We start from the raw sequence: 13,536 nt of genomic DNA, 5'->3' as shown, positions 1-13,536 counted from the left end.
AGCCGACAACTATCGCCCCAGACGGAGCGAAAGACGAGATACAAGCAGCTGCCGAAGGCTCCGTTCGGCTGCGCAGCAGTCGTAAAAATCTAAACCCCAACAAATCTCCAACTGATATCAATGCGCTGGCACTCATATTAATAACTCACTCAAAGTGAGACCCCATCGACAAAAAGAAACTTACCTCTATTTAATAATTAAATAACAAATTGTCAGACAATTTGCGCAAGCAACCATCTAACAAACAATATTTCGACAGCGCAGGCATTGTTTCCGGGTACTTGCAGGAACAACTCAATTTGAAGTCAAAAAAAAATGTAGACGGTTGATTTCAAATTGTGTCAGTTTTCTTTCGCCTTCATTGGGCGAGTGATAGGACGATCTCGCCAGAGATTGTCGCTGTCTGACAAAAAACTGTTCCATAGCTAAACAAGGAAGTGTGTTTATGTCGAAAGTAAAAGACAACGCTATTGATACCGCCGAACAGGCGTTCCAGCCACTGCAAGCATTGACTGCATCCAGTTCTGCTTTCAACCAGATCAATAGCTTCAGCCATCAGTATGATCGGGGCGGTAACCTCATGGTCAATGGCAAACCCTCCTTCTCCGTCGACCAGGCAGCGACCCAATTGCTGCGTGATGGCGCTGCCTACCAGGACAAGGACGGCAGCGGCAAAATCGAACTCACCTACACGTTCCTGACTTCGGCGTCGTCGAGCACCATGAACAAACACGGGATCACCGGGTTCAGCCAGTTCAGCGCTCAGCAGAAAGGCCAGGCTGTGCTTGCCATGCAATCCTGGGCCGATGTGGCCAATGTCACGTTCACCGACAAGGCTACGGGCGGCGACGGTCACATGACCTTCGGCAACTACAGCGGCGGTCAGGATGGCGCAGCGGCCTTCGCCTATCTGCCTGGCACGGGTGTGGGTTATGACGGTACTTCCTGGTACCTGACCAACAGCAGCTACACGCCAAACAAGACGCCGGACCTGAACAATTACGGCCGGCAAACCCTGACCCACGAAATCGGTCACACCCTGGGCCTGGCCCACCCTGGCGACTACAACGCTGGCGAGGGCGCTCCGACCTACAACGACGCTTCCTACGGGCAAGACACCCGCGGTTACAGCGTCATGAGCTACTGGAGTGAAAGCAATACCAGCCAGAACTTCAGCAAGGGCGGCGTCGAAGCCTATTCGTCCGGTCCGCTGATGGACGATATCGCGGCCATCCAAAAGCTCTACGGCGCCAACACCACCACCCGTACCGGTGACACCACCTATGGCTTCAACTCCAACGCCGGGCGCGACTTCCTGAGCGCGACGTCGTCGTCGGACAAGGTTGTGTTTTCGGTATGGGATGCGGGCGGCAAGGACACCCTGGACTTCTCCGGTTTTACCCAAAACCAGAAGATCAACCTCAACGAGGCCTCGTTCTCCGACGTTGGCGGCCTGGTGGGTAACGTGTCCATCGCCAAGGGCGTTACCGTCGAGAACGCTATCGGCGGTTCGGGTAACGACTTGCTGATCGGCAACAGCGTGTCCAACGAACTGAAGGGCGGTGCCGGCAACGACATCCTCTTCGGCGCGGGCGGCGCGGACAAACTGTGGGGTGGCGCCGGTTCGGATACCTTCGTGTTCGCGGCCAGCAGCGATTCCAAACCCGGTGCTATCGACCAGATCCTCGATTTTGTCAGCGGCCTGGACAAGATCGACCTGACTGGCATCACCAACGGCGCAGGCCTGCATTTCGTGAACTCGTTCACCGGTGCGGCAGGCGATGCGGTGTTGACCTCTTCGGGTGGCAACAGCCTGTTGTCGGTGGACTTCTCCGGGCATGGCGTGGCTGATTTCCTGGTCAGCACCGTGGGCCAGGCGGCTTACTCAGACATCGCTGCGTAATGTGAGGTGACAAGGAGGGCGGCGCAGACGCGCTGCTCTCTGCACCTTGATCGGAGTAAAGCGCCTTATGATCGATAACGGCTTCACCTACAGAACAACCGCGTGGCTATTGGCGACGTTCATGATGTTTTTTGGAGATTTAGCCATGGCGAGCAGCCTGAAATTAGCAGACCCCTCGGAACTGGCCGGCAAATGGCAGGCGACCCTGATCGCCAAAGATGACTCGCCAGAGTCCCTGGCGTTGCAGGGCAAACCGTCCAGCGTCTGCGTCATCGACTTTCAACCGAAACAGACGCTGGGTGAGGGCGCCGATTGTCTCAGCGCCTGGCTGGGTGGCGAATCTGCGATCGGCTGGTTCCCTGAGCCGGATGGCCTGGCGATCACCGGCAAAGAAGGTTCGAAGATTCTATTTCTCAGCCGCCAACGCGACGGATCGTATAAAGCCACATTGAAATCCGATCTGGTCATAACACTTGTGCGCCAAGTGCAATAACACGATTCGACTATAACGTTGGTCATTGCCGACATAAGCACAACACAACTAATCGAAGCGCCCTGTCGCCCACGAAAAGTTGTTATTAGTTTGTAATCGCTACCGCAAGGCCTATATCCGCCCCTGCGCGGACAGTTAATGGAAACTTCGCCAGACAGGGCGAGGAATAACACCTCAGGAATAACCCATGAAGATGGCAAAGAGCCCGGCCACCGCACCGTTAATTAAGGCGCTGGGCGACTATAAGAGCATCCTGATCAGCGTCGGTTGTTTTACCGCGTTAATTAACGTACTGATGCTGGTTCCGTCGATTTACATGCTCCAGATCTATGACCGTGTGCTGTCTTCGCAAAACGAAACCACCTTGGCGATGCTGTCGTTGATGGTGGTCGGGTTCTTTGCCTTCATCGGTCTGCTTGAAATTGTTCGCAGCTTCATCGTTATCCGCATCGGCAGCCAACTGGAGCGCCGCTTCAACCTGCGGGTTTATCAGGCCGCATTCGAGCGCAACCTGTTTCGGGGCGAAGGCAACGCCGGGCAGGCCTTGGGGGATCTGACGCAAATTCGCCAATTCGTCACCGGACCTGCGCTGTTTGCCTTCTTCGATGCGCCGTGGTTTCCGGTTTATCTGTTTGTGATCTACCTGTTCAATGTCTGGCTCGGCGTGTTTGCGACGGTGGGCACGGTGCTGTTGATCGGCCTTGCTTGCCTCAACGAGGCAATGACCAAAAAGCCCTTGGGCGAAGCCGCAGGGTTTTCCCAGAAATCCAGCCAACTGGCCACCAGTCACCTGCACAACGCCGAAACCATTCAGGCCATGGGCATGCTCGGAGCGTTGCGTACACGCTGGTTCCAAGTCCACTCACGTTTCCTCGGCTTGCAGAACCAGGCCAGCGACACCGGTGCCGTCATCAGCTCGCTGAGCAAAACCTTGCGCCTGTGCCTGCAATCCTTGGTGCTGGGTCTCGGCGCATTGCTGGTGATCAAAGGTGATATGACGGCCGGGATGATGATCGCCGGTTCCATTCTGATGGGCCGCGTCCTGAGCCCCATCGATCAGTTGATCGCCGTGTGGAAGCAGTGGAGCGGCGCCAAGCTCGCTTACCGTCGTCTTGATTCGTTGCTGCAAGTCTTTCCACCGAGTGACGAGGCCATGGCGCTGCCGGCACCGAAAGGCCAGATCAGCTTCGAACAGGTCAGCGCCGCGCCGCCGGGGCAACGGGCCGCCACGCTGCACCTGGTTAATTTCAGCCTCGGCGCGGGGGAAGTGCTGGGGGTGCTCGGGGCGTCCGGTTCCGGCAAATCGACATTGGCCCGGGTGCTCGTTGGCGTCTGGCCGACGCTGGGCGGTACGGTACGGCTCGACGGCGCGGACATTCATCGCTGGAACCGCGACGATCTTGGCCCCTACATCGGTTATCTGCCACAGGACATCGAGCTGTTCAGCGGCAGCATCGCCGAAAACATCGCCCGGTTCAGCGAGGCGGACCCGCAAAAAGTCGTTGAAGCCGCGCAGCAGGCCGGCGTTCACGAGCTGATTCTGCGCATGCCACAAGGCTACGACACCGTGCTCGGCGAGGACGGCAGCGGCTTGTCCGGGGGCCAGAAGCAGCGTGTGGCCCTGGCGCGTGCGTTGTATGGCAACCCGCGCCTGGTGGTGCTGGATGAACCCAATTCCAACCTCGACACCGTGGGCGAAGCCGCATTGGCCAGCGCCATTGCGCAAATGAAAGCCCAAGGCACCAGTGTGATTCTGGTGACCCATCGCTCCTCGGCACTGGCCCAGGCCGACAAGTTGCTGGTGCTCAACGAAGGGCGTTTGCAAGCCTTCGGTGCAAGCCAAGACGTGCTCAAGGCACTCGCCGCCAATCAGGAGCAGCAGCGGGAGAAAACCGCGCAAGCACCGGGCGGGCTCAGCATGAGCCGGCAGTATCAGCCCTCGACAAGGAATTCGGGCGTATGAGCAACATCAGCGAAGCCACCCTGGAACACGACTACATCGCAGAACGCCCTGAACGTGACGCGCGTTTCTTCGTCCGCATGGGCTGGATTCTGGCGATCGTCGGCGCCGGCAGTTTCTTCACGTGGGCCAGTCTCGCGCCTCTTGATCAAGGCATTCCCGTGCAAGGCACGGTCGTGGTGTCGGGCAAGCGCAAAGCCGTGCAATCGATGAGCAGTGGGGTGGTCAGCCAGATTCTGGTGCGCGAGGGCCAAGTGGTGAAGCAGGGCCAGCCATTGTTCCAGCTTGACCAGACGCAAGTTGCCGCTGACGTGCAATCGCTGCAAGCGCAATACCGCATGGCCTGGGCCAGTCTGGCGCGGTGGGAGAGTGAGCGGGACAACCTCAAACAGGTGAGTTTCCCCGCTGAACTGAGCAACAATCCTGACCCGCGTCTGGCCTTGGTGCTGGAAGGTCAACGGCAGTTGTTCAGCAGCCGCCGAGAAGCGTTTTCCCGCGAGCAGGCTGCCTTGCGCGCCAGCATCGAAGGCGCCAGCGCGCAACTGGCCGGCATGCGCCGCGCCCGCACGGACCTGACTGCCCAGGCCAGCTCTCTGCAACAACAACTGAGCAACCTGCAGCCCCTGGCGGATAACGGCTACATCCCGCGCAATCGGTTGATGGAGTACCAGCGTCAGCTGTCGCAGGTTCAGCAACAATTGGCAGAAAACATCGGCGAAAGCGGCCGTGTGGAGCAGGGCATCCTCGAATCGCGGCTGAAACTGCAACAGCACATCGAGGAATACCAGAAAGAGGTCCGCACCCAACTGGCCGATGCGCAATTGAAAAGCGTGACGCTGGAAGAGCAGCTGACTTCCGCCGGGTTCGATCTGCAACACAGCGAGATCATCTCCACGGCCGATGGTATTGCGGTCAATCTCGGGGTTCACACCGTGGGCGCGGTGGTGCGCCAGGGCGAAACCCTGCTGGAGATCGTACCTCAGGGGACGAGTCTGGAGGTGGAAGGGCACCTGCCGGTCAACCTGGTCGACAAGGTCGGCACGCACTTGCCGGTGGACATCTTGTTCACGGCGTTCAACCAGAGCCGCACGCCGCGTGTACCCGGCGAAGTCAGCCTGATCTCCGCCGACCAGCTGATCGACGAGAAAACCGGTGCGCCGTATTACGTGCTGCGCAGCAGCGTCAGCGATCAGGCCATGGAAAAACTCAACGGTCTGGTGATCAAGCCTGGGATGCCGGCGGAAATGTTCGTGCGCACTGGTGAACGTTCACTCCTCAACTATTTGTTCAAACCGCTGCTCGACCGGGCAGGTTCCGCGTTGACTGAGGAATAAGGATGTTCCGCTGTATGAATAAGCTTTCCATGCTCGCAGCGACCCTGGCGTTGCTGACCTGCAACAGTGTGTTGGCGATGGGACCGTTCGACATTTACGAACAAGCATTGCGCAATGATCCGGTGTTTCTCGGCGCCATCAAGGAACGCGATGCCGGCCTTGAAAACCGCGTCATCGGCCGCGCCGGGCTGTTGCCCAGGATCGGTTACAACTACAACAAGGGGCGCAACACCTCAAAGGTGACGTACCTGAACGATCGCGGTCGTAGCCAGAGCGATGACCGCAACTACAGCAGTTACGGCTCGACCCTGACCCTGCAACAACCGCTGCTCGACTACGAGGCTTACGCGTCGTACCGCAAAGGTGTGGCGCAATCGCTGTTTGCCGACGAAGCCTTTCGCGGCAAGAGCCAGGAATTGCTCGTTCGGGTGCTGGAGCATTACACCCAGGCGCTGTTCGCTCAGGATCAGATCGACATCGCGCAGGCCAAGAAAAAGGCTTTCGAGCAACAGTTCCAGCAGAACGAACACATGTTCCGTCAGGGCGAGGGCACGCGCACCGATATCCTTGAGGCCGAGTCCCGTTATGAACTGGCAACGGCGGAGGAAATCGAAGCCCGTGATGAGCAAGATGCGTCGTTACGAGAGCTGGGCGCGTTGATCGGCGTGCCGGCGATCAACATTGGGGATTTGGCGCCGCTGGATCAGCGTTTCCAGACGTTCACCCTGCAACCGGCCAATTACGACACTTGGCACGAGATGGCCGTGGCCAACAACCCGAATCTGGCTTCGCAGCGCCATGCCGTGGAGGTCGCGCGTTATGAAGTCGAACGCAATCGCGCCGGGCACCTGCCCAAAGTCAGTGCCTACGCCTCGGTGCGCCAGAACGAGTCGGAAAGCGGCAACACCTACAACCAGCGTTACGACACCAACACCATCGGGATTGAAGTCAACGTGCCGCTGTATGCGGGCGGCGGGGTGTCCGCATCGACCCGCCAGGCCAGCCGCACCATGGAACAGGCCGAGTACGAACTGGACGGCAAGACCCGGGAAACCCTGATCCAGCTGCGTCGCCAGTTCAGCGCCTGTCTGTCCGGTGTGAACAAGCTGCGCGCTTATCAGAAGGCCCTGACATCTGCCGAAGCGCTGGTGGTGTCGACCAAGCAAAGCATCCTGGGCGGTGAACGGGTCAACCTCGATGCGCTGAACGCCGAACAACAACTCTTTACCACCCGCCGGGATTTGGCCCAGGCACGCTACGACTACTTGATGGCCTGGACCAAGTTGCACTACTACGCCGGGACGTTGAATGAGCAGGATCTGGCCAAGGTTGACGAGGCGTTCGGCCAAGGCCCGAGGACTCAGTAATAACAAAACGTTTGTAGACCCTTACTTGAACCATCTCTAACAATTCCAACAACGAGAGAGGCAATACCCATGGGTGTGTACGACTACAAAAACCTCGGCACAGCCGATTCCAAAGCGTTATTTACCGACGCGATGGCGATCACGTTGTATTCCTATCACAACCTGGATAACGGCTTTGCCACCGGCTATCAGCACAACGGCTTAGGCCTTGGCTTGCCGGCGACACTGGTGACCGCGCTGATCGGCGGCACCGATTCCCAGGGCGTCATTCCCGGAATCCCATGGAACCCCGATTCGGAAAAAGCCGCACTGGATGCGGTGCGGAAAGCCGGGTGGACACCGATCACCGCCACGCAACTGGGCTATGACGGCAAGGTCGACGCACGCGGAACGTTCTTCGGCGAAAAGGCCGGGTACACCAGTGCTCAGGTGGAAATCCTCGGCAAGTACGACGCGCAGGGTCATCTCAGCGAAATCGGTATCGCCTTTCGCGGCACCAGCGGCCCACGAGAAAGCCTGATCGGCGACTCCATCGGCGATGTGATCAACGATCTGCTGGCGGCGATCGGCCCCAAGGATTATGCGAAAAACTATGTGGGCGAAGCCTTCGGTAATCTGCTGAGCGACGTCGCGGCGTTTGCCCAGGCCAATGGTCTGTCAGGCAAAAACGTCTTGGTCAGTGGCCACAGCCTCGGCGGGTTGGCGGTCAACAGCCTGGCGGATTTGAGCAGCGGCAAGTGGAACGGGTTCTACCAGGATTCCAACTACATCGCCTACGCCTCGCCGACCCAAAGCAGCACCGATAAAGTGCTGAACGTTGGTTACGAAAACGACCCGGTGTTCCGCGCCCTCGACGGTTCATCGTTCAACCTGTCGTCGGTGGGCGTGCACGATGCCGCCAAGGTCTCGGCGACCGATAACATCGTCAGCTTCAACGACCACTACGCCTCGACCGCGTGGAATGTGCTGCCGTTTTCCATCCTTAACATTCCGACCTGGATCTCGCACTTGCCGACCGCCTATGGCGACGGCATGAACCGGGTGATCGAGTCGAAGTTCTACGACCTCACCAGCAAAGACTCGACGATCATCGTTGCTAACCTGTCGGATCCGGCGCGCGCCAGCACTTGGGTTCAGGACCTGAATCGCAACGCTGAAACCCACAAGGGCAGCACCTTCATCATCGGCAGTGACGGCAGCGACCTGATTCAGGGGGGCCGGGGCAACGACTATCTGGAAGGCCGCGATGGCAACGACACCTTCCGCGACGGAGGTGGCTACAACATCTTGCTGGGTGGCAAGGGCGACAATGTGCTGGATTTGCAGCAGTCGGTGAAAAACTTCGACTTCGCCAATGACGGCGCCGGCAACCTGTACATCCGCGACGCCAATGGCGGCATCAGCATGACCCGCGACATCGGCAGCATTGTGACCAAGGAGCCAGGGTTTCTGTGGGGGCTGTTCAAGGATGACGTGACCCACAGCGTCACGGCCGAAGGCCTTAAGGCAGGCAACAACCTGACCCAGTACGCGTCAACGGCAAAGGGTGGCGCTGGTACCGATACGCTTAAGGCACACGCTGGCGGCGATTGGTTGTTTGGACTGGACGGCAACGATCATTTGATCGGCAGCACCGGTAACGACGTGTTTGTCGGCGGGGCCGGTAATGACTTGCTGGAGTCGGGAGGCGGAATCGATACGTTCCTGTTTAGCGGCGCGTTTGGTCAGGACCGGGTGGTTGGCTACCAGGCCAGCGACAAACTGGTGTTTCTCGGGGTTCAAGGTGTGACGCCGAACGACGACTATCGGGCGCATGCCACGGCGGTGGGGCACGACACGGTGCTGACGTTTGGGGGGGATTCGGTGACGTTGGTCGGGGTTGGGCTGGATAGCTTGTCCGGCTCAGGGGTTGTTATCGCCTGACGGGCCTCATCGCGAGCAGGCTCGCTCCTACATTGGATCTGTGGCGTTCACGAACCCCTTGTAGGAGTGAGCCTGCTCGCGATGAACGATAACGCGGTATTTAATCTTCCTGCCGAATCGTGGTCACTTCATCGGCCTTGACCTTCACCTTCGCCCCGGAAATATCTTCGAATTCAAAGAAGCCGTCCTTGGTCTTGGTTTTCGGCATGTCCTTGGTCAAATACTGAGTGCCGTTCTGCAGCGTCACAACCGTTGGCGTCGAGCAACCGGCCAGGGCTAGAAAGGCCGCTACCGCCAGGGGCAAGCCCAGAGTCTTGATATTCATAACCACCTCTCATCCTTCAAAAAAACAGCGCGACTGCCATGAGCGAAATCAATCGTCACTGTACCTCTAAGGCGGTTTGTGCGATGGATCGGCAGAAAGTTCATAGCCATCCGAAAAATTACCAATTAACGCCGCCGCTGATCCTTTTCCGTTTGCACCGGGCAGGGCCTAGCTGGTATCTGTACGCATAACCAGTACTCGCTCGCCATGGCCTTTTTTTCCTGTGACTGCAAACCCTCTCGACGACCCGTTCTACTACTTGAACAACTTCATGCAAGTGCTTGATTGGCTTGAGCATCGCTATGCCGATGTATTGAGTGTCGAAGAGCAACACTTCATCCGCGAGTTCAAGCGGTTGCCCCGTGAGTCCAGGGCGCTGCTGGTCAGGATGGTGATGCGCAAGGGCAATCACTTCCGGGCGAGCAAGCTGAATTACCTCGAGATCGGCGACACCGCCATTGCCGCCGGCCCACTGCTGGCGCTGGGCTGGATCGATGAGCAATCGCCGCTGTCGATCGAAGCGCTGTTCGAGGTGCTGCTCAAGGCGGAAATTCTCCAGTGTTTTGGCGCCACCATCGATCAGCCCAAGGGAAAAAAAACCGATTGGCTGCCCGCCCTGAGCGAACAGTTTCCCCAGGCTCACAGCTTCGGCCAATGGTGCCCGTCGCTGGATGACCGATTGTTCAGCCTGACCATCATGGGCCTCTGCGACCGGCTGCGCTTGATGTTTTTCGGCAATCTTTACCAGGACTGGTCCGAGTTCGTGCTGGCTGACCTGGGCATCTTTACCTATGAAAAAGTCGAGTTCTGCGCCGATTCCCGAGGCCTGCGTAGCCGCGACGACGTGGACGCCTGCCTCTTCCTTCATGAGTGTCAGCAGCATTTCGAGGCCGGCGAAGCAGTAGAAGAGATTGTTGAGCAGATCAAAGGGCTGGCGCTGAACAATCCCTGGCTGCAAAGACGTCGCGGCAAACTGTTGTTCCAGATCGGTCAGCACTGCGAGCGCATAGCAGATTTCTCTACCGCACTGACGATCTACCGCCAGTGCGCTTATCCCGGCGCGCGCCTGCGGTTGATTCGCGTGTTGGAGCGCTGCGGTGAATACCAACTGGCCATGGACCTGGCCGTCGCGGTGGAGCAATCGCCTGAAAGCGCCGCCGAGCAGCAACAATTGCTGCGTGTGCTGCCCAGGCTGCGGCGCAAGTTGGGCGGGCCGGTGATAAAGCGCGGATCCCCACGGGAGATGCTGCGCCTGGACCTGCAACTGCCCAGAACCGATCCGGCGTTGTCGGTGGAGTCTTACGTTCAGGCGCATTTGGCAGAGGAATCGGCGCCGGTACATTACGTCGAGAACAGCCTGATCAACTCGCTGTTCGGTCTGCTGTGCTGGCCGGCGATTTTCGCTCCGTTGCCGGGGGCGTTTTTCCACCCGTTCCAGCGTGGGCCGGTGGATCTGCTCAATGAAGACTTTCACGAACGTCGCGCGCAGCTGTTCCAAAGCTGCCTGGCTGAACTCGATGACGGGCGTTACCGCCAGACGATTCGTGAACGCTATGCCAGCAAGTGGGGCGTGCAGTCGCCCTTCGTGTTCTGGGGTGTGCTGAGCGAAGAATTGCTCGATCAGGCACTCGATTGCCTGCCGGCCGAACACCTCAAGCACTGGTTCAATCGACTGCTGTTGGACATCAAGGCCAATCGCGCCGGCATGCCAGACCTGATCCAGTTCTGGCCGCAGGACAAAACCTACCGGATGATCGAAGTCAAAGGCCCCGGTGATCGCCTGCAAGACAACCAATTGCGCTGGCTCGAGTTCTGCCATGAGCACCAGATGCCGATTGCCGTCTGCTACGTGCAATGGGCGGAGCAGGGCGCTTGAGTTACAGCATTGCGGTGCGGGCGCTGTGTGAATTCACCGCCAAGGTCGGTGACCTCGACCTGCGTTTTACGCCTTCGCCGACGGCGCTGGAAGGGATTGTCGGGCACCGTACGGTGGCGTCCCGGCGTAGCGAGGGCTACCAGAGTGAAGTCGCCCTTGAAGGCCAATATCAAACGTTGAAGGTCAAGGGCCGGGCCGACGGCTACGACCCCGCGCAAAACTGCCTGGAAGAAGTCAAAACCTATCGCGGCGACTTGAGCAAGCAACCGGCCAACCACCGTCAGCTGCACTGGGCGCAGGCGAAGATTTACGGTTGGTTGATGTGCCAGAAACTGGAGCTGGCGCAGATCAATCTGGCCCTGGTGTACTTCGACATCGTCAGCGAAAAGGAAACTTGCCTGGTCGAGGCTTTCAGCGCCGCGCAACTGCGGCTGTTCTTCGAACAACATTGCGCCTTGTTCCTGCACTGGGCCGAACAGGAAATGGCTCATCGCGAAGGGCGTAATCGGGCGGCGCAACAACTGGCGTTTCCCCATGCCGACTTTCGACCGGGGCAGCGTCATCTGGCGGAATCGGTGTTCAAGGCGGTCAGCACCGGTCGCTGCTTGATGGCGCAGGCGCCCACGGGGATCGGCAAGACGGTCGGCACGCTGTTCCCGATGCTCAAGGCCCTGGCGCCGCAGCAACTGGACAAGGTGTTCTTCCTCACGGCGAAAACCCCGGGGCGCAAACTGGCGCTGGACGCCGCGCAAGTGATCCTCGACAGCGCCGACGCGCCACCCTTGCGGGTGCTCGAAATGATCGCCCGGGACAAGGCCTGCGAGCATCCGGACAAAGCCTGTCACGGCGAATCCTGCCCGTTGGCCCAGGGTTTCTATGATCGCTTGCCCGCCGCTCGCCAGGCGGCCAGCAAGTTGTCCCTGCTGAACCAGAACGCTTTGCGTGAGGTCGCCCTGCAACACGACGTCTGTCCCTACTACCTGAGCCAGGAAATGGCCCGTTGGGCAGACGTGGTGGTCGCCGATTACAACTACTATTTCGATTTCAGCGCGCTGCTGTTCGGGCTGGCCCAGGCCAATAACTGGAAAGTCGCGGTGTTGGTGGACGAAGCGCACAACCTGGTGGAGCGTGGCCGGCAGATGTACAGCGCCAGCCTCGACCAATCGACCCTCAACGGCGTACGAAAAACCGCACCCGAGGCATTGAAAAAACCCTTGCAACGGGTCAACCGTGAGTGGAATGCCCTGCATAACCTGCAGCTCGGCGCCTATCAGGCCTATGACAAGACGCCGGAAAAACTGCTCCAGGCGTTGTCGTCGTGCAGCGCGAGCATCGGCGATTACCTGAACGACCATCCACAAGGCCTGGACGGCGCGTTACAGAACTTCTATTTCGACATGCTGCAATTTTGCCGGGTGGCCGAGCTCTTTGATCAACAGTTCCTGTTCGACATCAGCAAACGCGAACTCGACCGCCAACGCAATCTGTCGCAGCTGTGCCTGCGCAACGTGGTGCCCGCCGGCTTCATCCGCCCGCGCTTGACGGCGGCACGCAGCACTGTGCTGTTTTCCGCGACCCTGAGCCCTCGCCACTACTATGCCGATCTGCTCGGCACACCGGAGGACACGGTGTGGATAGACGTCGAATCGCCGTTTCACGCTGATCAGCTGCACGTGCACATCGTCAGCCAGATCTCCACGCGGTTCGTCCATCGCCAGTCATCCCTTGCGCCGATCGTCGAGCTGATTGCCCGGCAGTTCAGTCAACGTCCTGGCAACTACCTGGCGTTTTTCAGCAGCTTCGATTATTTGCAGCAAGTGGCGCAGTTGCTGGCCGAGAAACACCCACACATCAATCTGTGGTCGCAGTCCCGGGGGATGGGGGAAGGGCAGCGTCAGGACTTCCTCGATCAGTTCACCGCCGACAGTCAGGGCGTCGGTTTTGCGGTGCTGGGCGGGGCATTTGGCGAAGGCATCGACTTGCCGGGCGCGCGACTGATCGGAGCGTTTATCGCCACCCTCGGACTGGCGCAACTCAACCCGGTCAACGAGCAGTTGAAACAGCGCATGGCAGCGATTTTCGGCGCCGGTTATGACTACACCTACCTTTTTCCCGGTGTGCAGAAAGTGGTGCAGGCGGCGGGGAGGGTGATCCGCACCCAGCAGGATCAAGGGGTGGTGATGTTGATCGATGACCGGTTTGGCGATAGCAAGGTTAAGCAGCTACTGCCGCGTTGGTGGTCGATTGCTCCGAGGATTTTGCACGCTATCGAGTAGATTTTTTTACTTTAAAAACATCGACATATCTTGAAAGAAAGGCCCGTTTGAACAATCAGCGAATGCCGTCTTTATTCAA

9 protein-coding genes are annotated in these 13,536 nt (G+C 58.7%); 8 read left to right on the top strand and 1 reads right to left on the bottom strand.

Annotated features, from left to right (window positions below; translation table 11 throughout):
- Nucleotides 1-445: 445 nt before the first annotated feature.
- The 6 genes from VD17_RS19655 (at nucleotide 446) to VD17_RS19630 (ending at nucleotide 8,980) form a co-directional block, all read left to right on the top strand.
- Nucleotides 446-1,903, top strand: coding sequence for a serralysin family metalloprotease (locus VD17_RS19655; RefSeq protein ID WP_046055254.1), 1,458 nt, complete (start codon nucleotides 446-448; stop codon nucleotides 1,901-1,903).
- A gap of 67 nt (nucleotides 1,904-1,970) precedes the next feature.
- A complete protein-coding gene (locus tag VD17_RS19650) occupies nucleotides 1,971-2,396 on the top strand; it encodes an AprI/Inh family metalloprotease inhibitor (protein WP_046055253.1) in 426 nt (141 codons plus the stop codon).
- Nucleotides 2,397-2,583: 187 nt separating this feature from the next.
- On the top strand, nucleotides 2,584-4,359 hold the full coding sequence (locus VD17_RS19645; RefSeq protein WP_046055252.1) for a type I secretion system permease/ATPase: 1,776 nt from the start codon (nucleotides 2,584-2,586) through the stop codon (nucleotides 4,357-4,359).
- The gene (locus VD17_RS19640) at nucleotides 4,356-5,690 is read left to right on the top strand and encodes an HlyD family type I secretion periplasmic adaptor subunit (RefSeq protein WP_046055251.1); all 1,335 of its coding nucleotides are present in this window, start codon (nucleotides 4,356-4,358) and stop codon (nucleotides 5,688-5,690) included. The genes VD17_RS19645 and VD17_RS19640 overlap by 4 nt, the downstream gene beginning before the upstream one ends.
- A 2-nt stretch (nucleotides 5,691-5,692) precedes the next feature.
- A complete protein-coding gene (locus VD17_RS19635) occupies nucleotides 5,693-7,057 on the top strand; it encodes a TolC family outer membrane protein (protein ID WP_046055250.1) in 1,365 nt (454 codons plus the stop codon).
- A gap of 69 nt (nucleotides 7,058-7,126) precedes the next feature.
- Nucleotides 7,127-8,980: a polyurethane esterase gene (locus VD17_RS19630; protein ID WP_046055249.1), complete on the top strand. Its 1,854-nt coding sequence runs from the start codon at nucleotides 7,127-7,129 to the stop codon at nucleotides 8,978-8,980.
- Nucleotides 8,981-9,080: 100 nt separating this feature from the next.
- On the opposite strand, the gene VD17_RS19625 is transcribed toward VD17_RS19630, so the two are convergent.
- Nucleotides 9,081-9,305, bottom strand: a complete 225-nt coding sequence (locus tag VD17_RS19625; protein ID WP_046055248.1) for a YgdI/YgdR family lipoprotein — start codon at nucleotides 9,303-9,305, stop codon at nucleotides 9,081-9,083.
- A 223-nt stretch (nucleotides 9,306-9,528) separates the two neighbouring features.
- Here VD17_RS19625 and VD17_RS19620 point away from each other — a divergent pair, with 223 nt between their 5' ends.
- Together VD17_RS19620 and VD17_RS19615 are read left to right on the top strand one after the other, a co-directional pair.
- A complete protein-coding gene (locus VD17_RS19620) occupies nucleotides 9,529-11,181 on the top strand; it encodes a VRR-NUC domain-containing protein (protein WP_046055247.1) in 1,653 nt (550 codons plus the stop codon).
- A complete protein-coding gene (locus VD17_RS19615; protein ID WP_046055258.1) occupies nucleotides 11,178-13,457 on the top strand; it encodes an ATP-dependent DNA helicase in 2,280 nt (759 codons plus the stop codon). The genes VD17_RS19620 and VD17_RS19615 overlap by 4 nt, the downstream gene beginning before the upstream one ends.
- The last annotated feature ends 79 nt before the right edge of the window (nucleotides 13,458-13,536 follow it).

Source organism: Pseudomonas fluorescens, assembly GCF_000968015.1.
GTDB classification, from domain to species: Bacteria; Pseudomonadota; Gammaproteobacteria; order Pseudomonadales; family Pseudomonadaceae; genus Aquipseudomonas; species Aquipseudomonas fluorescens_W.
This window is presented reverse-complemented; position numbering and strand designations above follow the sequence as displayed.

Bases quoted from the DNA above. Each gene is read 5' to 3' on its own strand.
- VD17_RS19640 (WP_046055251.1), top strand. From the start codon at position 4,356: ATGAGCAACATCAGCGAAGCCACCCTGGAACACGACTACATCGCAGAA.
- VD17_RS19655 (WP_046055254.1), top strand. From the start codon at position 446: ATGTCGAAAGTAAAAGACAACGCTATTGATACCGCCGAACAGGCGTTC.
- VD17_RS19630 (WP_046055249.1), top strand. From the start codon at position 7,127: ATGGGTGTGTACGACTACAAAAACCTCGGCACAGCCGATTCCAAAGCG.
- VD17_RS19645 (WP_046055252.1), top strand. From the start codon at position 2,584: ATGAAGATGGCAAAGAGCCCGGCCACCGCACCGTTAATTAAGGCGCTG.
- VD17_RS19625 (WP_046055248.1), bottom strand. From the start codon at position 9,305: ATGAATATCAAGACTCTGGGCTTGCCCCTGGCGGTAGCGGCCTTTCTA.
- VD17_RS19635 (WP_046055250.1), top strand. From the start codon at position 5,693: ATGTTCCGCTGTATGAATAAGCTTTCCATGCTCGCAGCGACCCTGGCG.
- VD17_RS19650 (WP_046055253.1), top strand. From the start codon at position 1,971: ATGATCGATAACGGCTTCACCTACAGAACAACCGCGTGGCTATTGGCG.